The 21,126-nt window shown below is 43.5% G+C and carries 15 protein-coding genes; 7 read left to right on the top strand and 8 right to left on the bottom strand.

The features are described 5' to 3' along the window. Window positions 1–3 precede the first annotated feature (3 nt). The 3 genes from DK188_RS08510 to DK188_RS08500 form a co-directional block, all read right to left on the bottom strand. Window positions 4–1,020 (bottom strand): PDDEXK nuclease domain-containing protein, encoded by a 1,017-nt coding sequence (locus DK188_RS08510; RefSeq protein ID WP_111670393.1) that lies wholly within the window; start codon window positions 1,018–1,020, stop codon window positions 4–6. Window positions 1,021–1,101: 81 nt separating this feature from the next. Next, on the bottom strand, window positions 1,102–1,590 hold the full coding sequence (locus DK188_RS08505; RefSeq protein WP_111670392.1) for a VOC family protein: 489 nt from the start codon (window positions 1,588–1,590) through the stop codon (window positions 1,102–1,104). 247 nt (window positions 1,591–1,837) lie between these two features. Further along, on the bottom strand, window positions 1,838–3,997 hold the full coding sequence (locus DK188_RS08500; protein ID WP_111670391.1) for an alpha-glucuronidase family glycosyl hydrolase: 2,160 nt from the start codon (window positions 3,995–3,997) through the stop codon (window positions 1,838–1,840). Window positions 3,998–4,172: 175 nt separating this feature from the next. On the opposite strand from DK188_RS08500, the gene DK188_RS08495 reads away from it, so the two are divergent. Both DK188_RS08495 and DK188_RS08490 read left to right on the top strand, forming a co-directional pair. Next, window positions 4,173–7,382, top strand: a complete 3,210-nt coding sequence (locus tag DK188_RS08495) for a UvrD-helicase domain-containing protein (protein WP_111670613.1) — start codon at window positions 4,173–4,175, stop codon at window positions 7,380–7,382. Then, complete coding sequence (locus DK188_RS08490; RefSeq protein ID WP_111670390.1) at window positions 7,375–10,236, top strand: PD-(D/E)XK nuclease family protein; 2,862 nt, start codon at window positions 7,375–7,377, stop codon at window positions 10,234–10,236. The genes DK188_RS08495 and DK188_RS08490 overlap by 8 nt, the downstream gene beginning before the upstream one ends. 230 nt (window positions 10,237–10,466) lie before the next feature. Here DK188_RS08490 and DK188_RS08485 read toward each other — a convergent pair whose 3' ends face one another. Both DK188_RS08485 and DK188_RS08480 read right to left on the bottom strand, forming a co-directional pair. Further along, on the bottom strand, window positions 10,467–10,919 hold the full coding sequence (locus DK188_RS08485) for a YciI family protein (RefSeq protein ID WP_111670389.1): 453 nt from the start codon (window positions 10,917–10,919) through the stop codon (window positions 10,467–10,469). Window positions 10,920–10,931: 12 nt separating this feature from the next. Next, window positions 10,932–12,320, bottom strand: coding sequence for a TIGR00341 family protein (locus tag DK188_RS08480; RefSeq protein ID WP_111670388.1), 1,389 nt, complete (start codon window positions 12,318–12,320; stop codon window positions 10,932–10,934). A 390-nt stretch (window positions 12,321–12,710) separates the two neighbouring features. Here DK188_RS08480 and DK188_RS08470 point away from each other — a divergent pair, with 390 nt between their 5' ends. Genes DK188_RS08470 through DK188_RS08455 form a run of 4 tightly spaced genes read left to right on the top strand, consistent with a single transcriptional unit; the run spans window position 12,711 to window position 15,681 of the window. Next, a complete protein-coding gene (locus DK188_RS08470; protein ID WP_111670386.1) occupies window positions 12,711–13,082 on the top strand; it encodes a response regulator in 372 nt (123 codons plus the stop codon). Between the two features lie 59 nt (window positions 13,083–13,141). Next, complete coding sequence (locus DK188_RS08465; protein WP_111670385.1) at window positions 13,142–13,939, top strand: MlaE family ABC transporter permease; 798 nt, start codon at window positions 13,142–13,144, stop codon at window positions 13,937–13,939. 3 nt (window positions 13,940–13,942) lie between these two features. Further along, window positions 13,943–14,701 carry an ABC transporter ATP-binding protein gene (locus tag DK188_RS08460; protein WP_111670384.1) on the top strand — a complete coding sequence of 253 codons (759 nt, stop codon included), beginning with the start codon at window positions 13,943–13,945 and terminating at the stop codon, window positions 14,699–14,701. After that, window positions 14,698–15,681: an MlaD family protein gene (locus DK188_RS08455; RefSeq protein ID WP_111670383.1), complete on the top strand. Its 984-nt coding sequence runs from the start codon at window positions 14,698–14,700 to the stop codon at window positions 15,679–15,681. Before DK188_RS08460 ends, DK188_RS08455 begins: the two co-directional genes overlap by 4 nt. Before the next feature lie 203 nt (window positions 15,682–15,884). Here DK188_RS08455 and DK188_RS08450 read toward each other — a convergent pair whose 3' ends face one another. Then, window positions 15,885–16,481, bottom strand: a complete 597-nt coding sequence (locus DK188_RS08450) for a hypothetical protein (RefSeq protein WP_111670382.1) — start codon at window positions 16,479–16,481, stop codon at window positions 15,885–15,887. A 25-nt stretch (window positions 16,482–16,506) separates the two neighbouring features. Continuing rightward, window positions 16,507–17,304 (bottom strand): endonuclease/exonuclease/phosphatase family protein, encoded by a 798-nt coding sequence (locus DK188_RS08445; RefSeq protein WP_232825692.1) that lies wholly within the window; start codon window positions 17,302–17,304, stop codon window positions 16,507–16,509. A 552-nt stretch (window positions 17,305–17,856) separates the two neighbouring features. On the opposite strand from DK188_RS08445, the gene pgi reads away from it, so the two are divergent. Further along, window positions 17,857–19,506 carry a glucose-6-phosphate isomerase gene (pgi, locus tag DK188_RS08440; RefSeq protein ID WP_111670381.1) on the top strand — a complete coding sequence of 550 codons (1,650 nt, stop codon included), beginning with the start codon at window positions 17,857–17,859 and terminating at the stop codon, window positions 19,504–19,506. On the opposite strand, the gene DK188_RS08435 is transcribed toward pgi, so the two are convergent. Next, complete coding sequence (locus DK188_RS08435) at window positions 19,503–21,041, bottom strand: hypothetical protein (RefSeq protein WP_157963200.1); 1,539 nt, start codon at window positions 21,039–21,041, stop codon at window positions 19,503–19,505. The genes pgi and DK188_RS08435 overlap by 4 nt on opposite strands. Window positions 21,042–21,126: the final 85 nt, after the last annotated feature.

The following is a 21,126-nucleotide window of genomic DNA, read 5'->3' as shown; positions in this document are numbered from 1 at the left end:
TACTTACCCTATTCTATTTCTTTCTATTCTTTCTTTGGCTTCGATTAATAGTTGGTGAAGCTTCTTTTCCAACTCCTTTTTTGGTGGCATTTCTGTCCAATATTCCGCAACCATTATCCCGTCTTTATGCATTTCCAGCAGTTCAACTTGCTCTTTGTTTGTTTCGGCACAAAGAATTAAGCCGATAGGTTCTTTTTCACCTTCCTGTTTCTCATGTTTATTGAGCCACTTGAGATAAAGATCCATTTGACCTTTAAACCCAGCTTCAAACTTCCCGATCTTTAATTCAATAGCCACCAATCGCTTTAGAATTCTATTGTAAAACAACAGGTCAAGATAAAAGTCCTCCCCATCAATAATCATCCTCTTCTGCCTTTCCATAAAGGCAAATCCTTTTCCTAATTCCAATATAAAAGATTCCAATTCTTGGAGAATCGCTTTTTCCAGATCATTTTCGAGATAGGTATTTTTTAGTCCAAGAAAATCCAACAAATAAGGATCTTTGAATGTGTTTTGGAGAGATTGATCAATCTGAGTTTGTTGGATATTAGCAATTTTAGACCGCTCAAATGCTTTGCGAGAGATTTGATATCTAAGATCTCTTACGCTCAATTGCCCATTTATAACTAATTGAGAATAATAGATTTTAGCTTCTGATCCTTTTAAGGGTATTAATATTAAAAAATGACTCCAACTCAATTGTCGTGACAGTGTAACGACAATTTCAAAATCCGAAAATTGGTCAACAAATTGAATCATTCGACGGACATTTTTCTCCGTAAAATTTCGGCCATAATTGGCTTCCAGTTGGGCTGAAATGTTTGCAACGATTTGTTTGCCGTATTCAGCTCGTTCATTGTTTAAAATTTCATCGCTTATCCGTTTGCCTACCTTCCAAAACAATAGTGTTAAAGCGCTATTGGCAACAACGGCTATTTGATTTCGACTCTGTTCGATCAAAGAGGATAAATCCTGAAAGAGATGGGATTCGGACTTGATTGGATTATTTGTAGTCATCATTCCTTTCTTTAAATGATTTAGTTATCAAAATATTCTAAACATTTTGGCAAACTTGGAGCTAACTCATTCTAAATTATTTGTTCATAATATTTCCTCTATCAGCTCCTTCAAATCCAATTGCCGCGTATACATCGTCAATTCGCCGTTTTCATCCTTCGGCCAGAGTTCCTTTGGCCGATCCCAGTACAATTCCACCCCGTTTTCATCAGGATCATCCAAATAGATCGCTTCCGAAACTCCATGGTCTGCAGCTCCAGTCAGTGGATACTTAGCTTCAGCAAGTCTTTTGAAAATCACAGCCAAATCTCTTCTCGTGGGGAAAAGGATGGCCGTGTGAAAAAGTCCGGCGGTATTTTTAGGTGCTGGTTTCCCGCCTTTGCTCTGCCAGGTATTCAGCCCGATATGGTGATGGTAGCCGCCAGCTGAGATGAAAGCTGCCTCTTTGCCATACTTCATCACGAGCTCAAATCCCAACAAGCCGCAGTAGAAGTCAAGCGATTGTTGTAGGTCAGTTACTTTGAGGTGTATGTGTCCGATTCTGGTGGCAGCAGGTATAGTGTATGGTTCCATATTCTTATTTCTTCATTATTCGACGTTAATCACCTACCTACCGCCGGCAGTTTTGATATTCCAGAGAGTTGCGAGAGGGAAGACACTCCCACAAGCGATTTTCAAATCTTCATCATTCATTATTCGACATTCGGAGTTCGATTTTTTTTGTTAGAAAACTTGATATTAGACCTACACCTTCAAGGTTTTCAAAACCTCAAAGTTGCTTTGCGCCTCGTAAATCGTATTTCATAACTCGTACTTCAATCTACCATCTCGGCCGTATCCCCGGCGCAGTTGGGAAACTCAGGCTCTTGTAGTATTCCAGATCACCTTCAGGTTGTTCGATTACCGCTGGAAAAGGTCGCTTCGCAAAAGTCTGAAAATACAGCAAACAGGAATTTCTCCACCATTCGGCTTCCTGAACTTGAATTGCAAGTAATTGCCGTACATGGTCAAATCGCTGCGGGTCGATAGCCGATTCCAAAGATGCCCAAGTCTCCTGCATTTTTCTGGCTGATTTCACCCCCTGATCGTAGTGCAGGCCGATTTCCTCCCAAAGGGTTTTTCCTGACTTGAGTTCAAAATCCCATGGTAGATGATGAAACCAAAGCAAATACTTCTCTGGAATCAGTTTGGGATCAGACCACTGGTTTACGATCTCGGGAGCATATTGGCCCAAAGCATCACTTCCACTTGCTGTTCGATCAAAACCGATTCCCAAACTGTCCGCCTGATGATAGTACAGCGCCGTCCAATCTGGTCTTCCTCCTGTCACCCAAGGACCCGGACCATAGTGATGGTCCCAACCCATGATATGATGCAGTCCTAGTGGCATCATGTAGTTCACCGCTGCTTCATGTGATCCGAGCATGATTTCACTGATTTTGGTAACCGTTTCAGGCTTCTGACCAAAGGTCAATTTCGTCCATTCGTCTGCAATTTGTGCAGAGGTCAAGGTGTGGTCCCATGCCTGTCGGCCAAAGGCATACCAATTTGCCTGCCCAAAGAGATGTCCTGTCCAGTTGCGGTCGGTGCCGATGTTAGAGACGCCAGCCATCAGCGTGAGCTTTTGTTTAGAGTCACTTCCGTCTATGATTCCGGCCACGGTGGAGGCGGGGGTAGGGCGGTAGGTTTTGCTGCGCAAAACTTCCTCCCACATCGGAGCCAAAAAAACTAGCTGCGTTGCCTGACCGAGATATTCCTGAGTGATCTGAAATTCGATCCCGAGGTTGGTGTTTTTCACCGCTCCAAAAAGCGGATGGAAAGGTTCCCTTGGCATAAAGTCGATTGCTCCGTTTTTCACTTGTATGATTACATTATCTCGAAACTTGCCGTCCAGTGGCTCAAATTCCAGATTGGCCTGCTTATGCCGATCTTGGTCGACTTCATGTGAATAAACGAAAGCTCTCCAAACCAAAACTCCCCCATGCGGCGCAAGGGCATCGGCAAGCATATTTGCTCCTTCGGCATGCGTTCTTTTGTACTCATGGGGACCAGGCTGCCCTTCAGAATTCGCTTTCACCAGAAATCCCCCAAAATCCGGGATAAAGGAATACATCTCCTCAGTTTTCTTTTTCCAGAAGTTGATTACTTCAGGATCGAGTGGATCGGCGGTCTTGAGTTTACCGATTTCCATCGGTGCGGAGAATCGGGCAGTAAGGAAAACCTTGATCCCATAGGGCCTGAAAATATCCGCCAAGACCTTCGCTTTTTTCATAAAATCCGTAGTCAGGATTCTTGCATTCGCATTGACATTGGTGAGCGAAACGGCGTTGATTCCGATGGATGCATTGGCTCTTGCATAGTCGGTGTAGCGGGGATCGATGTAGCTCGGAAGCTTATGCCAGTCCCAGATCGAAAAGCCCGCATAGCCTCGCTCCACGGTCCGATCCAAGTTGTCCCAATGATTTAGCATTCGAAGTTTAACTTTTGGACTTTCAGCTTTTTGAATTCTTGGATCGAAAGTGCCTGTTTGGATGCGTTTAAGCCAGCTGAAAACGCCATAAAGCACGCCAACTGGTTGATTGCCTACGATGGTGAAGTAGGTTTTTCCCTGAAAATCGATCGGTCCCATCCAAAATCCATCTTCGCCCAAGGCCTTGATTTCGGCTTGTTGCTGGAGCCCAAAAACCTGCGAAAGTTGCTCTCGAGTCCCAAGCCAAACCTGAGTCTGTCCGAGTCGTTCCTGAGAAAAAACCGGAGCTTTGCCGAGCATTTTTTGTCCGGCGATCTCAAGCTCTTTCCGGATGACATCGTAGGTCGGGCTTTCGCCAAAAAAGAAAAAACCGGAGAAAAGCGGTTCCAATTGAGCTTTCATTTGGGGGTCTTCTACCATGTCATAATCCAGCCAAAGTTCATAGCCGTCTTTGGCAACTGACGAAAAAGAAAGGGTAAGGAAGAATACGAGAGAAAGTAGTCTTTTCATTGGGAATTGGATTTCAAATTGGAATTTGTCTATAAATACACCGAATTCCAATCAGATTTGTTTCTATGGTTCGCTTTGGAATCAGGGAAGGTTTTCTGACAATATTCGTCAAGTCTAATTTTTCTCGACGGGAAAAACAGTCCACTTTCCTATCTTGGAGGCTCGACTTTTTACCATGGACAAGAAACTCTTCATCATCTACAAATCTTCCGCCGGCTCGGGTAAGACCTACACCCTCACGCTGGAATATCTCAAGTTGGCCTTGGCAAATCCGGGAGCTTTCAGGCAAATTCTCGCTGTGACTTTCACAAATAAAGCTACTGCTGAGATGAAGGAGCGAATCTTAAAGGAACTCGGTCGGCTGAGGACTTCCGTAAATCCTTCGGAAAAAATGGATGAAGAGCTGATGAAAGCACTCCAAGTCGATGAAGCAGGTTTGAAGCACAAAGCTTCACAAACTTTGACCGCCATTCTACATGATTATGGGCACTTTGCGGTCAGTACGATTGATAGCTTTTTCCAGAAAGTAGTACGCGCATTCGCTCGTGAGATGGATCTCAATGCCAAATTCGAGGTCGAACTTGATCAACAAGCAGTCCTCGATCGAGTGGTAGATCGGGTGGTCATGCTGGTAATGGAAGATGAGTTTCTGCACAAATGGCTGGTGGATTATGCCTCCGAACAGATCCAAAATGGTAAATCTTGGGATATCCGTGGCAACATTCGTGAACTGGGCGGGCAGATTTTCCAGGAGGACTTCAAGCGCTATTCGTCTGAGATCAGGGAATTTCTCAAGGAAAAAGAAAATATTTCCAAGCTTCAGGTTTTTGCGCGAGAAAGAAGGGCGGAGTTGATGAAGATTGCCGGAGCAATCAACCTGAAAGCAAATGAAATCAGAGCTGGGTTAGGTTTGGAGTGGAGTGATTACAACCGAGGGTTTCCTGCAAAATTTGATAAGCTTGGCAAAAAAGAATCACCAATCTCCGATTTTACAGAGGCTCAACTTGCGAAAGCAAATAGTCCGGAAGGCTGGGCAACCAAAACAAGTTCTAAAAAGGATCTCATCGAACAATCATTCTATGCAGGTTTAGGAGAGCTTTTGGCCAAAATCGAGCCTCTGACTTACCAATGGAATACCATCGAAGCAATTTCCAAAAACATCTACGTTTTCGGGATTTTCAGGAATTTGTTGGACGAACTTTCGGTCATCAAGGATGAGGAGAATATCCTGCTGATTTCCGATGCAAATGAATTCCTAAAGGAAATCACCAAAGAAAATGACGCTCCATTTATCTATGAAAAAGTCGGGAATCAGTATCGAAATTATTTGATCGATGAATTTCAGGATACTTCAGGCTTTCAATGGGCAAGTTTCAAACCGCTTCTGGAGAACTCGCTCTCACAGGGCAATACCAATCTGCTGGTCGGTGATGTCAAGCAATCCATTTACCGCTGGAGAGGAGGGGAGATGAAACTTCTGCTGGAGCAGGTGGAGGCAGAGACAGGGGTTTTTGGTATCGATCTCAAGAATTTGGCCACCAATTACCGCAGCCTTCCCAATATCATCGAATTCAATAATGCCTTGTTTAAGCAGCTTCCTGGCTCGTTTGAATCCTACTTAAGAGAAAATTACCAAGTAGAGGATCCTTCTATTCTATCCCGAGCCTATCATGATGTTCACCAAAATATTTCACCTAAAAAGGCTAAATCCGCATTTCAGGGAAAAGTGAAACTCGAGTTTTTGACCTCCAATAAAGACGATGAAGAAGGAAACTTCACGGATCAGGTGCTATCCAAACTGCCAGATATGGTCAGACAACTTCAAGACCAAGGCTACAGTCTGCGGGATATCGCTTTTTTGGTCAGAAGTAAAAATGAAGGTGAAGCCATCGCAGATGTCCTGATGCAGGAAACTGCCACCAACACCGATCCGAATTACCGCTTTGATGTGCTATCGGACGAGTCCATGTACCTCACCAAATCGGCCTCAGTGAAGGCTTTGGTAGCTGGGCTTCGGTATTTGCAGTATCCGGACGATCAAGTTCAATTCAAGACGATGTGGTATTACTGGTCGGTTTTGCAGGATCGACCGGTCGATCACCTGCTTTTTTCACTGGACCAGATTCCTGATTATCTGAAAGAAAGGCTAGATGTCTTCAAGGAAAAGGAAATGCTGATGCTTCAACTTCCGCTCATGGAAGCGCTCGAAGAATTGATTGTGGTGCTTAATCTGATGGAAACTGGACTTGAAAAAGCGTATATCTCGGGTTTCAAGGAAGCGGTTTATGACTTTACTGCAAACAATCGCTCTGACTTGGCTGGTTTTCTGGAGTGGTGGGAGGAGAATCAAACCAAACGAACGGTGAAAATCCCCGAAGGCCACGACGCGATGCGGATTCTGACGATTCACAAGTCCAAAGGATTGCAGTTTAAAGTCGTCCTGATGCCTTTTTTGAAATGGACTATTTTTGATACGACGAAGAGAAATGTGGTTTGGTCGCCTTTTGAGGATGCAGACCAAAACCTTTCGGCAATCATTCCACTGACGCTGGGAGCAAATCTCGCCCAGTCGGCCTTTCAGTCCATCTATTCCGAAGAGGCGATATTGGCCTATTTGGATAGTTTGAATATGATTTATGTTGCACTTACCCGTGCTGAGGATGTGTTTTGGGGATTGGTTCCTTATCGGCAAAAGATCAATTCTCAGAATGCGATGGAAGTCCATCTTCAGCAAATCCTCGAAAATGGAGCTGAATCGTTGGAGGGATTGAGTTTAGCTGCCCATTTTGATGCTGAAACCAAAGTCTTTGATTTGGGGGACTGGCCTGAGGAAAAACCAGAAAAACCAGCGCTATTGCCTGTTCCGACCTTGCGTTGGTCCTATCAGAATTGGACTGAACTGCTTAAGGTGAAGAAGTATGCGGTAGATTTTTCGCCCGAGGGCTTGGAGCAGCGGAAAAAACGAAACTTTGGTTTGCTCGTCCATGAGATTTTGGAGAAATCGATCAATCTGGAAGCCGCCAAATCCATTTTACAATCTTTCTATTTCGAAGGAAGACTCAGCCAATCTGAAAAAGCGGAGGTAGAAAAGCAATTGATCGACTTGTTTTCTAATCCTGTGTTCAGTGACTGGTTTGAGGGTGAAGGGATTTTACTTGCAGAGCAGGGGATTTTACTTCCCGGGGGAAAGCAAAAACGGCCAGACCGGATTATCCTTCGTGAAAAGGAAGCTATCCTTGTGGATTTCAAAACAGGGGAGGAGCAGGAAAAATATGGCTTGCAGGTTCGTGACTACATGGACCTGGTTCAGAAGCTCACCCAAAAGCCCGTGAAAGGCTTTTTGTGCTATTTGGAATCTGGAAAAATCGAAAGAGTCAATGCATAGTTTTTTAAGAAATACTGCCCGGGAAATCCTCGCGGAACACCGGAATCTGCAAGACCTGAGTATAGTCCTGCCCAACAGGAGAGCTGGACTTTTCTTTACTCAACATCTGGGGACATTGATCTCCGAACCTACCTGGATGCCGGAGGTGAAGACAATTGAGGATATTTTTTACCACTATGCCGGACAGCGACCAGCGGATGAACTGACCTTAATTTTCGAATTGTATCGCGTTTATCAGGATTTAAATCCGGCTCCAGAGGATTTCGATAAGTTTTTCTTTTGGGGAGAAATGATCCTCAAGGACTTCAATGACCTGGATCAATTCATGGCCGATGCTAAGAAATTATATCACCAGTTGGCTGAATTCAAAGAGTTTGAGTCAGATCAAAGTTTTCTGACCGAAAGTCAGGTGGAATTGATTCAGCAATTTTGGAACTCATTTGTGCGGCAGGATCGAATGCATCAGGAGAAATTTCTGAAATTCTGGGAATTGCTCCATCCACTTTACCAAGCTTTTCAGGCTTCGCTCAATGTTTCAGGGCTAGCGTATTCCGGCAAGCTTTATCGGCAAGTAGCCGAATCGCTAGATCAGCTTTCCAAACCCGAAAAACATACCATTTTCATCGGTTTCAATGCTTTTACTGGAACGGAAGAGAAACTGATCAAGCATTTCATCACGCAATTTGGAGCAAAAATCTACTGGGATCTGGATGCCTATTACTTAAATGACAAGAATCAGGAAGCGGGGCTTTTCTTCAGGGAATACCAACGAGACAAGGTTTTCGGACCCACTTTTCCGGAAGTCATTCCATCATTGATCCAAACTAAAAAGGCTCAAATCCAAACCTACGCCACGCCCCTGAAAACCAATCAGGCGAATCTGGTTGGGACGATTCTTGAGACGATTCCAAAGGAAAACTGGGAAGAGACGGTGGTGATCCTTCCGGACGAGCAAATGCTTTTCCCAGTCCTTCATTCTCTTCCCGATCAGGTGGACAAGGTAAACGTGACCATGGGCTATCCTGTAAAAAACGCTCCGGTATATGCCTTTCTCGAAGCGGTGCTGGAAATGCAGCGATTTATCAAGGTGGAGGAGGGGAAAGTCCTTTTCTACCATCAAGCTATCAAAAACCTACTTTCTTCGATTTACATAAAATCTTCTAATGCAGACTTTTGTAAAAGTTTGCTGGCTGAGATTCAGGAGAAAAATCAGATCTATATTTCGGAGGAAAACCTGCATCAAGGCGGAGCATTTTTTGTTCTGATCTTCCAAAAACTGGAAAGTGAGCAGCTTTTTACCTATCTGGCTGTGTTGATGGAGGAGTTGGCTGAGCGATTGAAAGATGAACCTTTGCAGCGGAGTTATCTTTATCAATGCTTCAAGCAGCTGACACGACTTCGTGAGATCTTTGACAAGCAGGATTCCCTGACTGTCAATCGGGAGTTCTTCATTCGGCTTTTCCGTCAGGTTTTCAGAGAAGTGAAGTTGCCATTTGAAGGCGAACCGCTTCAGGGCTTACAGATCATGGGTGTGCTGGAGTCGAGGAATCTTGACTTCCGGAGAGTCATCATCTGCAATATGAATGAGGCTAGTTTCCCACCCTCTGCTGGGTTGAATTCCATGATTCCTTTCAACATTCGACGCGCTTTTGGCTTGCCTGTACAGGAGCAAAACGACGCGATCTATGCCTATACATTTTACCGACTGCTTCATAGCGCAGAGGAAGTTCACATGATCTACACCACAGCTTCTGATCAGGGAAAATCCGGAGAGAAAAGCCGCTACATCCAGCAGATGATGGTGGAAATGGATTTGGAGATGAAAGAAGAGGTGATTTTTGTGCCCATTGACCAAAAGTCTCCAGGTGAGATCACGATTCAAAAAGTGCCTGAGATTCTTCAACTCTTAGAAAAATACACCATTGGGCAAGATGGGACATCGCAGACAACTTTTTCTCCTTCTGCACTGAATGTGTATCTGGATTGTCGTCTTAAGTTTTACCTAAAATACATCGCTTTAATCGAGGAAAAGAAAGAAGTCACCGAGGAAATCGATGCGGGAGTATTTGGGAATTTGGCTCACTACAGCATGGAAAACCTGTATTTGGGTTTTATTGAGCGGAAGAGGCGTGCGGTACTAGTACCCGAAGATTTCAAAGAATTGAAGACCAACTGGATATTTCCTGCGATTGAGAAAGCCATTCGAACCAATTACCATTTAGAGGATGCTGCAGAGACGAAGCTGAATGGTCAGTTGGCTATCGCTCGGGATGTTTTGCAGAAATACATCAGACGAGTCTTGGAAATAGATGAAGAATCCGCTCCATTTCGATTGATTTCATTGGAGAAAGGCAAGGAGTACCGCGCCAAACTTGGCATCCAAACGAGCCTCGGGCATCGGGAAATCGCTTTGAAAGGAATCATTGACCGCGTAGATGAATTGAATGGCGTGGTCCGACTCATCGATTACAAGTCTGGCGGGGACAAAAAGGATTTTCCGGATATTCCTTCCTTATTTAACCGGGACGATACCAATCGAAATAAAGCCGGCATGCAGACGATGTTTTACGGTTTGATCTATCAGGCGACGCATCCTCAGAGCTCCGCACCGCTAAAACCAGCGATTTTTAACCTGAAGGAGATCTTTTCGGATGATTTCAATCCCTATCTGCAATTCAAAGAGCCGTATAAGCTGGGCATTGAGCTGAATGATTATCGTGACCATGCTCAAGAGTATGAGTTAGGTCTAAGGAAACTTCTAGAAGAAATGTACAATCCCGAGGTTCCTTTTTCACAAGCAGAAGATCTAAAAAAATGCGCTTATTGCCCGTATTTGGAGATGTGCGGAAGGTAGTGTTCAGTAGGCAAGGAAGTGTCACCCTGAGCGGAGTTTTCTAACTTGTAAACGGTGAGCAGTAAATGCAATCACAACTTATCGCACACTACTTACCAATTACAGATTTCATAAAAGTGCGACTGACCACTGAAAATTGAATATCGGCTTCGACTCCGCTCAGCCGGACTCAATCCACTGCTACTAACCAGTGCAACCTGACCACTTCGACTGAAAACTGATCACTAAGACTAAAAACTCTTCTTTGTCACCTTGGGATAGATCTCAGGCAGCATCATCAGTGCCGCGGAACCGTACCATTCCTTCAGGTCCATTTTTAGCACTCCGGCCTTGATGGCGGGATCTGTTTCGGTTAGCGCTTTGGCCTCTTCAATGGTTTGCACGTCGAAGATATAAATCCCTCGCAATTCGTCATTGCCAAAAAATGGCCCAGCCACGATCAGTTTGCCCATTTCAGCCATTCTTGAAATATTAGCCATATGTCCGGCTTGAATGTCCGCCCGCTCAGTTTCACCATATTCACTGACTCGGTCTCCACGCAAGAGAAAAGCCATCACATACTTGCGCATACCATAGTCATCAGCCCCAAGTTTAGTGGCCAAGCTTTCGTCGTATTGTTCCTGAGAAAATGACGAAAAAGCGAATGTGAATAATAGCGCAAGTGTGAATAGTGAGATCTTCATATGTTTTGGGTTTTAGTCGATAATTAGGGCCACCGTGTCAGACTTTGTTCTGACTTTAAGCCAATCCCGAAGTTTGTTTATTTCTGTACGTTGGGCACTGGGCTGAAATGAGGCATAGGCTGAGATGAGTGTATCTGTCTGATTTTTGTCCAGATCAGTGAAAATCGACCTGCCCAAACTGAACTTCTTGAGGTTTGGATGATTGATTTTGGCTTCTAGGGCCACCTCTTGGCTTAGGGTACGAATTTGGGCGTCTTCCGAAAGTTCACTTTCCAAGAGCGCTATTTTCTGATCTTTATCTCGGATCAGACCTTCATTTCGCTCATAGAGATCTTTGAGAATATCATTTCTGAGGACATTGATATCGGTGCCATTGCTGCCGTTTTGATGGATGATTAATTCTGTCTCGGTAAGTCCCAGGGCTGCAATTTTATTTTTCAAGATCCCGATTTCTTCTTCTTTGATCATTTCGCCGATGAGACTGACGGTGATGGACTTTTTGTCTGAAGAATAATCATATTCGGAGGTCAATATCTGGGTTTTCGGGAACTGCATTTCCAAAGCCACAAATTTCCTAGCCTGCTCATTCCAGAATGTTTTTTTCACAATCCCATAGGCAAGGTAGATACTTGGAATCAATGTCAAAAGTGTAAATACCGTGATGTAGGTCTGAACTCTTTTTTCTTTTGCCCGGTCCAAAAAGTGCTTTTTGGGATACCCCATGAATCGCACAATCAGGTAGGTGGAAAGGCTGATAAACACAGAATTGATGAAGAAAAGATAGAAGGCTCCAAAAAAATAGAGGAGATTTCCAGTAGCCAAACCGTAACCAGCAGTACACAATGGAGGCATGAGCGCTGTGGCAATGGCTACTCCTGGGATCGCGTTACTTTTCTCTTTTCTGGATCCAGCTATGATTCCGGCTAAGCCTCCAAACAGGGCAATCAAAACATCCCAAACCGTGGGCTCTGTCCGGGCGAGTAATTCTGATTCTGCTCCATAGATAGGGGTAATGGAAAAATAAATGGTGGAGGTGAGGATCGAAATAAATACCGCGACCAGGAGATTTCTTACCGACCTTTTGAGCAATTCAAAATCATTGATTCCTGCTGCCAACCCGATCCCCATGATTGGTCCCATGAGAGGGGAGATCAGCATCGCGCCGATGATCACAGCGGTAGAATTGACATTCAATCCCACCGAAGCCACAAAGATTGCAAAGATCAAAATCCATAGGTTGGCTCCTTTGAACTCTACATTTTTGGAGATGTATTCGATGGTTTCGAGTTCATCTTCCTTGCCTTCTTCGAGGTCAAATCGCTCCCGGAGATAGATCAACATTCGGATCAATCCATTGCGTTTGCGGATTGATTTTTTCGGGTTTTCCGTGATTTCTGGCATGGTACAAAATTAGCCTTTTTTCCTGTAGACAATATCTATCGACGGCCTGCTTCGGTAAAATCTCCAGCAGCAGTATTGTTTTTTCCTTATTCCCAATTTAAGAAAAAAGCGCTTCGAGACTTTAGATAATCAGCTGAATTAAAAATTGAGAAAAAAATATTCAACCTACTGATTTATATACTAATTATAGTACTTTTAGATGTCTTGTAATTTGCCCTATCTAAATAAATTAGAGTTATCTAAAAAATCCAAAAAACTTAATTTTCCATTTGTACTGAGAATCGGAAAAACAGAAATCAATTCACCCAATGATCTCCGCAAGTCTATTTTTTCGTTTCTTTACCGACACAATAGCGCTGTTTCTTCTATTTTAAAATTCATTTTTCCTTCATGACGACCGCTTCCAGAAAAAAGATTTTAGTCTTGGACGATGATAAAATCCAGCACCTGCTTTTCCGAAAAAGAATCGCGCTGCTGAACTTTGATATCGACCTGATTTTTTTTGAAGATGTCAATTCTGCTTTGGTTTTTATCCAATCAAATTCGCCTGATATCGTGATATCAGATATTAACCTAAGCTTTTCCGACGGCTGGCAATTTTTAGATCAGTTGGAGGAATTGAACTTTCAGGGAAAGTTTTTCCTTCTATCAGGATCAATCCATCCAGGAGACCGAGCCCGTGCCCTTGAGGATGCAAGGATTTCTGGATTTTTTGAAAAGCCATTATTGGAACCTGATTTGCATTATATCCTTGGTACCTAGGCTTAATTTCCCAATGGCTTTTAATAAAATTACTTATTTTCGAAAATCAGAATATTACTATGGCTGAAGAATCGGATGACCGAAAGCCGTTGCTTTCGAAAAAATTAGATAAATTTTTTATTGGCTTGAATGACGCTTGGATTTTCGTCAAACGATTTTTTCAAGAGGTTTTTTTGCCCCCTTATGAGTTTAAGGAAGTGGTGCATCAGTGCTACCGAATCGGTGTAGAATCCTTGCCCTTGATATCACTTACTGGCTTTATTGTCGGTATTGTATTTACCAATCAATCGAGGCCCTCACTCTCCGAGTTTGGAGCTGCATCCTGGCTCCCATCGCTGATTTCTATCGCTGTAGTGCGGGCAATGGGTCCTTTGGTGACAGCCTTGATCGCTGCCGGTAAGGTGGGTTCGAGTATTGGAGCTGAGATAGGCTCCATGAAGGTGACGGAGCAGATCGATGCTATGGAGGTCTCAGCCACGAATCCTTTCAAATTCTTGGTTGTCACCCGAGTATTGGCCACCACTTTGATGATTCCTTTATTGGTGATGTATACTGATTTTGTGGCTTTGATGGGTTCGTTTCTTAGCGTAAATAAGAATGAGCTAGTCAGTATGTCGACATTCTTTGTACAGGTTTTTGAGTCGATCACCTTCTTGGATGTGACTTCCTCCATCTTCAAATCCATTCTATTTGGATTTACCATCGGGATAGTGGGTTGCTACAAGGGCTACAATTCATCCAAAGGTACCGAAGGGGTGGGTCGGGCTGCCAATGCAGCAGTCGTGATGGCGATGTTTTTGATCTTTATCGAAGAACTGCTCGTACTTCAAATCGTCAATGCAATCCGAGGAGCTTAAGTTATGAATCTACAGGAAAAAGTAGTCGAAATAAGAGGGTTAAAGAAAGCATTTGGTGATCTCGAGGTGCTGAAAGGAGTAGATCTGGACTTGTACCGGGAAGAAAACCTCGTCGTTTTGGGGAAATCTGGTACAGGTAAGTCCGTTTTGATCAAGATCATGGTGGGACTATTGACCCAAGATTCAGGAAGTATGTCTGTTTTTGGAAAAGAGGTAGCCAACTTGAACAAAAGGAAACTGAATGAACTTCGTCTGAAAATCGGGTTTTCCTTTCAGAATTCCGCCTTGTACGACAGTATGACTGTCAGAGAAAACTTGGAGTTTCCTTTGGTGCGAAATGAAAAAAACCTGACCAAAAAGGAAATCAACCTGAGGATAGAAGAGCTATTGGATGCTGTCGGGCTTCCTCAGACGATCAACCAGATGCCATCCGAACTATCGGGTGGGCAAAAGAAACGAATCGGCGTGGCACGTACTCTGATCCTGAATCCAGCCATCATGCTCTATGATGAACCGACTGCAGGATTGGATCCGATCACCTGTGGGGATATTAATAACCTGATTTTGGAAGTAAGGGAGCGGTACAAGACCTCTTCCATCGTGATAACCCATGATTTGACATGCGCCAAGCAGACAGGTGATCGCATGGCAGTCTTATTGGATGGGCAATTCGGCGCGGTGGGCACATTTGATGAAGTATTTCCAAATGCTGATGACGAGCGCATCAAATCATTCTACGATTATAATTTTATAAACTCATGAGAGGAGAAAATAAACGATCAGTCCTGGTAGGCATTTTTGTGTTTCTGGGAATAGCAATCTTGGTTACCGGCGTTTTGACGCTGGGAGGCCAGCAAAAGAAATTTGTGAAATCCATCCATCTGAAGACCGTCTTTGACGATATCGGTGGATTGCAGACTGGCAATAACATCTGGTTTTCCGGGGTGAAAATCGGGACGGTTCGCAAGATCAACTTCTATGGCGAGTCCCAAGTAGAAATCGAAATGAACGTGGAAAAATCAGTAGCTGATTTTATCCGTAAAAATTCCAAAGCAACCATCAGTTCGGATGGTTTGATTGGGAATAAGATCATCGTCATTTATGGTGGAAGTACAGATTCTCCGGCAGTGGAAGATGGGGATCGACTGGAGTCTGTCATGCCGCTCGATACCGATCAGATGATGGAGACGCTGCAGGTAAACAATGAAAACCTAGTGGGGATCACCGAAAACCTAAAGGTGCTGACTAGCAAAATTGCCGAGGGAGAGGGAATAGTGGGAGCGGTGATGACCGATTCTACACTTGCCCAAAACTTCAAAGATATTCTAGTTAATTTGGATCGGGCGTCCTCAAATAGCCTGCGGATCATCAACGAACTGAATTCCTTTACGGCTAAACTGAACAAGGAGGGAAATCTATTCAATGACTTGGTGACAGATACCACCATGGTGACTGACTTGAAAGCAAGCATGGAAAGCCTCAGAGCTACTGCTGCAAACTCTCAGGAAATGACCCAAAAACTGAGTGAAATCACCGATAAGCTGAACTCTACAGACAATTCTATGGGTATGCTGCTCAATGACCCTGAGTTTGCAAAATCGCTTAAGAGCACCTTGGAAAATACTGATTCGGCGACATACAATCTCAACAAAGGGATGGAGGCATTGGAATATACCTGGCCATTCAATAAGGGCTTTAAGCGAAAAGCGAAAGCAGAAGAGAAAGCCGCAGGAGGAAACTAAAGCATGAAACCGATCAGAAATGGTCGGTTTTTTTGTTTCTGCTACTCCTTTCGTTTTGGACTCCCAAAATGAAAATGAACATAAAACCATTGGCTTATGGGTTTTCCCAGGAGATCTAAGGCTGGAGTAAAGCCTTCTTTCCAACTTTGAATGGCCTTAACGTACCTTTTAACAAATCGCTCTTCACATCCCAAAGGATTGGCCTATTCGATTTGGCATACTTCTCCGGATTCATCAATCAAAATCGCGATCCAAATACTCTGGGAGTAGATAGGAAATTCACTAGGATAAAACTTGACTTTGGGGCTAATGAATGCTGTAAAGACCTTTTTTGTTTCGATAGGATTAGGGAGAAAGTCATTGTATAGAGATTCTCGAGGTTCTGAATATCCCTTTCGAAAAATGAGGTATTTGCTTTCTCCTCGATACATGACCTGTCCTACTTGTTCATTTTCATGATAGTAGGTGCTGAGGTATTTTGTATTAGCTAAGTTTATCGTTGTTTTTTCAATCAGTTTCCCGTCTTGAGCATATTTTTCAATCGAATATTCCATGTACTGCGGGTCCTTTGGATGCGTACGATCGATTCGAACTAGCTTATTTTCCAAAGTGAAAATCCGTTCGATCTTCACCGAATCAGCGGTATAGGAAACAAGTTTGTTGTAGAAATAATGAGCAGAGTCAGTTGGGTTGATCTCAAAAAAATGCTTATTTAAAGGAATAGGGGCATTAGTTTGTCCAAATAAGGGTGAAAGGGAAAGAAAAAGCGAAAGAACTAGTACAAAACGAAAGGAAATCATTTTGAAACTCAAGGTTTAGGAATTTTTACTTAGAATTTTGGACCTCACTCTCCCGATGCCCGTTGGTGATTTTTTCATTTGCTTCCTTTTTTTCTTCAGGAGAGGCTTTTTCTGATGCTGTGTTTTTCGATTGGGTCAATGTGGCTTTCAGCTCGATTGGGAAGTGATCCGATCCAATAGGCGGAAGAACATGAATCTTGGATAGCCCAAAGTGCTTACTCAAAAACACATGGTCCAGCGGCCACCTAAAGTAAGGATACTTTGCATGAAAAGTATTGTAAAACCCTCTTCCTCTTCGTGGATCGGCCATTTCTGAGATTTTTAGAAAGAGTGAAGTCGTGTAGCTCCAAGCCACGTCATTGAGGTCTCCAATCACTAAAGATGGTAGGGGATTTTCTTTTGATTTCTTTCCTACAATTAAAATCTCTGCATCCCGCTCGGTTGATTTGAGACTTTCTCCGGGTACAGGTGGAGTGGGGTGAATGGCATAGATGGTAATCTGTTTTCCATTGCGGAGCTCTATATCGAGTTCTAAGGAAGGTATATCTTCGCTGATCAGATAGTTGATCTCTTGCCTCAGGATGGATAGTTTGGAATATAGCACCAACCCATACGTATTATCCAAAGGCAAAAGAATCCGATGAGGATAGATGCTGTGAAGTGATGTTAAGGCATCAGCCCAGGATTGGTCAGTTTCGACGAGGAAAACCAAATCTGGGTCCTCACTCTGGATTAACTGAAGGGCTTTGCTGTAATTTTTGTTGTATTGGTAGACATTGCCTACGATTAAGTGAATCCCATTTTGACTATCGTATGGGATCATTTGGATCATTTTTTTCCCAAAAGGAGAATAGGGCCAAACCAAAAATAATAAGTAGCCCAAACTAACAGCTATGCCGAATGCCCACCACCAAAATTCCTTCTCTCCCCTTGCAAAAATTATCCATAGGACAAATAATGCAGCAAGTATGGTTAATTTTTGAAAACGCGGATAATCAAACACCCGAATCCACCAATGGTCCCATTTGATCAATGGAATCCATGTGAAAATGAAAAACAGAATAATTAAAATCTTAAGAAAAAGGAGTATCACAAAAATTGAGAAAGTTGAAATTCAAATGAAATGTTTTTTGGACATCAATCAAAGTCAAATATTTTTTAGACTGTCCAATCAAAGGATATTCCCTTTCCTTGGTTTGTTAGGGATAAAACTTTTTACCCTTAATTCTTCAAAGTCTACGAAGTCAGCTTGTGGGGTATATTAACCCTTTGTTAAAAAAAAGAGATTGAAAATTAAACTCCCTTCAACAGCGTTTGGGTCATAGACACGATTTAAATCTTATTTTTGTCCTTCAACCCTATTAACCAATAGTCCATGAAAGCTATCAATCCAACGACAACTCCAGCTTGGTCCAGACTACTCGAGCTCGTCGAAAAACATAAAGACCACACCATTGCCTCGCATTTTGAGTTCCCGGGGAGATTTGAGGAATTCAGTGTTCACTTTGAGGATATTCTGGTTGATTTTTCCAAAAACCGGATCTCTGACGGCATTTTGCTGGCGTTGATGGATTTGGCTCGGGAAACTGGAATACAGGACTCCATCGAGGCGATGTTTTCCGGTGAAGCTATCAATCAGACGGAGAATAGAGCCGTATTGCATACCGCATTACGAAATAGAAAAGGTCATCCGATCTATGTCGATGGAAAAGACGTCATGCCTGACATCAATGCCGTTTTGGCGCAAATGAAAGCTTTTTCCGATCAGATCCATGGAGGCACATGGCTGGGCTATACAGGAAAGCCAATTAAATCTTTGGTAAATATCGGCATCGGCGGGTCCGATTTGGGGCCCGTGATGGTGACAGAAGCGCTGAAACCATTCCAAAATCCCGAGCTAGAGATTCACTTTGTGTCCAACGTAGACGGAACGCATATCTCCGAAACACTCAAAAAGGTCGATCCGGAGACCACGCTTTTCTTTATCGCTTCCAAAACGTTTACCACTCAAGAGACGATGACAAATGCACATACTGCAAGGTCGTGGTTTTTGGAAAAAGCGAAGGACGAAGCAGCAGTTGCCAAGCACTTTGTCGCCCTATCAACCAATGCCAAGGCAGTGGCGGCTTTTGGAATCGATCCAGCCAATATGTTTGAGTTTTGGGACTGGGTAGGAGGAAGGTATTCCCTTTGGTCGGCCATAGGATTGCCGATTGCCTGTGTGATTGGATTTGGGAATTTTGAGAAATTGCTCGCAGGGGCCCATTCTATGGATGAACACTTCCGTCATACCGCTTTTGAGCGGAATATTCCTATGGTCTTAGCTATGATTGGGATTTGGAATACCAATTTTCTTGGAGCTACTTCAGAGGCGATTTTGCCTTACGATCAATACATGCATCGCTTTGCGGCCTATTTTCAGCAGGGAAATATGGAAAGCAATGGCAAATATGTCACACGTAGTGGCCAAAAGGTAACGTACTCCACAGGGCCGATCATCTGGGGCGAACCCGGCACCAATGGACAGCACGCGTTTTATCAATTGATTCACCAGGGGACGCACCTGATTCCCTGTGATTTTATTGCTCCCGCTATTTCCCATAACCCTATCGGTGACCATCATCAAAAGCTCCTGTCCAATTTCTTTGCGCAGACCGAAGCTCTGATGAAAGGAAAATCACTGGAAGAAGTGACTGCTGAGATGAAAAAAGCTGGAAAATCGGATGAAGAAATCGAGAAGATTGCCCCTCACCGCGTCTTTGAAGGCAACCGACCTACCAATTCTATTTTGGTGAAGGAAATCAACCCCTATACCCTAGGTCAGCTGATCGCGATGTATGAGCATAAGATCTTTGTACAGGGTGCTGTCTGGAATATTTTCAGCTTTGACCAGTGGGGAGTGGAACTAGGAAAAGTCCTCGCAAACGGCATCCTACCGGAACTTCAGGGAGACGAGGAAGTGACTTCCCATGACAGCTCGACCAATGGTCTAATCAATGCCTACAAGCAGATGAGAAAGGCTTAAGGCGTAAAAATTCCAGCCAAATCCACCTTAAATACTTTCGGGGGAACAGTCAGTCCGCTAAAACTGATTCGTTCCCCCGAAACCGTTAATTCCATTTTTGAATCAATGACAATGCCTTCAGTTTGCCCAAGGCCTGCAGGACTTCCCAGAAAAAATTGATTGCCAACCCCAGAAAAAACGGATGCGGAAACTGAGGAAAAAGTCCAGATAAAGGATCTCGAATTTACCCCTCGGTCTTCATAGCCAAGCAAGACCACATTTTTCCCATCAGGACTGATATCCGCACCTGTGATCAATCCTTTCGAATCAAAACTTTGCTCCAAGACAGCGACTTGTGTACCTGCAGTGGTGGAAAGGCTGTATCGTTTGGTTTGCTGATCTCCCCGATTTTTGGAGAAAAGGTGGAGTTTGTTTTCCCAAAAAATCATCGCTTCGCAGTCAAAATTATGGTTGGGATTTGCTCCGGAAAAATCGCTTTGGTCTGAGTAGCTAAACCGAATCTCTTCTGCAGTGACTTCATTTTGTGTCAAAAGTGCAGGTATCGGGATTTTAAGAATTTTCAGGTCAGTCCTATTCCCCAGATTATTTCCAAAATCTCCAATAAACAAATGCGTCGAACTTGCGGCTAGGTCTTCCCAATCCACATTGGGAAGACCGCTGACTTTTATGGTTCGGATCAACTCTCCGCTCGCTGGATTGATTTCCTGGATTTCTGCTGAATTTCCTCCATCATTGATTGAAAACAGCCTTCCTTGGATCAGTTGAAGACCCGAGGTCTCGTCCATGTTTGATCCCAAATCATGGATCGAATAGGGGAAAAGAACCTCCGGATAGCCATTTCCGCTAAGATTAAATCGCCTTACGGAAAGGGCGAAATCCACAAATTGAAAGGAATCTGGTGAGCTGACCGATGCATCCAGAAATTGAAAATGCTGGTGAATAAAACTTTTTGCTGATTCCACCAATCGAAAGGAATTTCCATTTTCCAGAGAAATAATGGATTTTAAGGTGGTGCCGTTTTTAGCGTAAGCGAAATAAAAATCAGAGGTGGAAAAGTAGGTTCCTAGCTGGGGTTCTATGATTTCTGGAGCCTTGGAAAGCACTGACTTCGAAATAGTGAGTAAACCGAAATCGGAACTCGCTTGGATCGAAATCACCTCTGCTGCTTCGTCTACGATTATTTGACCTGAAGCGGTGATGGGTAGCGTTTCCGATACGTCCTGAGCCGTAGAAATGCCACTGTATTCATAGGTTCCAAAAGGTAGTTCAATGGTGTTGGATTGACTTAGCTCATTGGGGTTGAGCGTGAGGTTGAAGCTTTCCCCTCCGGATTTGGTAAAGGTTAGCTGTAGTTGATCGGTAAATACGTGTTCCCACTGAAAAGTAGCATTCGACCTGCCGTTTGGTTTGGTGGCGTCTTGAAGCTCTATTCCTGTGATCGTGACCCTTCCGACATTTCCCGCTGGTTGTTCTTTTTCCCCACAGGAAAAAATCAAAAATAAACCGAGCAAAAAAATGGATCCTTTGGAGTTCATCTGACTTGAATAATTAACAAAAAACGCCAGCAATTGCTTGAAATCCAAGGATGGAATCAACTAATGGAAAATTCAGTATTTAAAT

The organism is Algoriphagus litoralis (genome assembly GCF_003259255.1).
Lineage (GTDB): Bacteria > Bacteroidota > Bacteroidia > Cytophagales > Cyclobacteriaceae > Algoriphagus > Algoriphagus litoralis.
The sequence above is the reverse complement of the archived record's forward strand: the minus strand, read 5'-3'. Positions and strand labels throughout refer to the sequence as shown.

What these genes read in the sequence shown, in the direction of transcription:
- DK188_RS08510 (WP_111670393.1), bottom strand. Translation starts at nt 1,020, where the DNA reads ATGATGACTACAAATAATCCAATCAAGTCCGAATCCCATCTCTTTCAG.
- DK188_RS08505 (WP_111670392.1), bottom strand. Translation starts at nt 1,590, where the DNA reads ATGGAACCATACACTATACCTGCTGCCACCAGAATCGGACACATACAC.
- DK188_RS08500 (WP_111670391.1), bottom strand. Translation starts at nt 3,997, where the DNA reads ATGAAAAGACTACTTTCTCTCGTATTCTTCCTTACCCTTTCTTTTTCG.
- DK188_RS08495 (WP_111670613.1), top strand. Translation starts at nt 4,173, where the DNA reads ATGGACAAGAAACTCTTCATCATCTACAAATCTTCCGCCGGCTCGGGT.
- DK188_RS08490 (WP_111670390.1), top strand. Translation starts at nt 7,375, where the DNA reads ATGCATAGTTTTTTAAGAAATACTGCCCGGGAAATCCTCGCGGAACAC.
- DK188_RS08485 (WP_111670389.1), bottom strand. Translation starts at nt 10,919, where the DNA reads ATGAAGATCTCACTATTCACACTTGCGCTATTATTCACATTCGCTTTT.
- DK188_RS08480 (WP_111670388.1), bottom strand. Translation starts at nt 12,320, where the DNA reads ATGCCAGAAATCACGGAAAACCCGAAAAAATCAATCCGCAAACGCAAT.
- DK188_RS08470 (WP_111670386.1), top strand. Translation starts at nt 12,711, where the DNA reads ATGACGACCGCTTCCAGAAAAAAGATTTTAGTCTTGGACGATGATAAA.
- DK188_RS08465 (WP_111670385.1), top strand. Translation starts at nt 13,142, where the DNA reads ATGGCTGAAGAATCGGATGACCGAAAGCCGTTGCTTTCGAAAAAATTA.
- DK188_RS08460 (WP_111670384.1), top strand. Translation starts at nt 13,943, where the DNA reads ATGAATCTACAGGAAAAAGTAGTCGAAATAAGAGGGTTAAAGAAAGCA.
- DK188_RS08455 (WP_111670383.1), top strand. Translation starts at nt 14,698, where the DNA reads ATGAGAGGAGAAAATAAACGATCAGTCCTGGTAGGCATTTTTGTGTTT.
- DK188_RS08450 (WP_111670382.1), bottom strand. Translation starts at nt 16,481, where the DNA reads ATGATTTCCTTTCGTTTTGTACTAGTTCTTTCGCTTTTTCTTTCCCTT.
- DK188_RS08445 (WP_232825692.1), bottom strand. Translation starts at nt 17,304, where the DNA reads ATGATCCCATACGATAGTCAAAATGGGATTCACTTAATCGTAGGCAAT.
- pgi (WP_111670381.1), top strand. Translation starts at nt 17,857, where the DNA reads ATGAAAGCTATCAATCCAACGACAACTCCAGCTTGGTCCAGACTACTC.
- DK188_RS08435 (WP_157963200.1), bottom strand. Translation starts at nt 21,041, where the DNA reads ATGAACTCCAAAGGATCCATTTTTTTGCTCGGTTTATTTTTGATTTTT.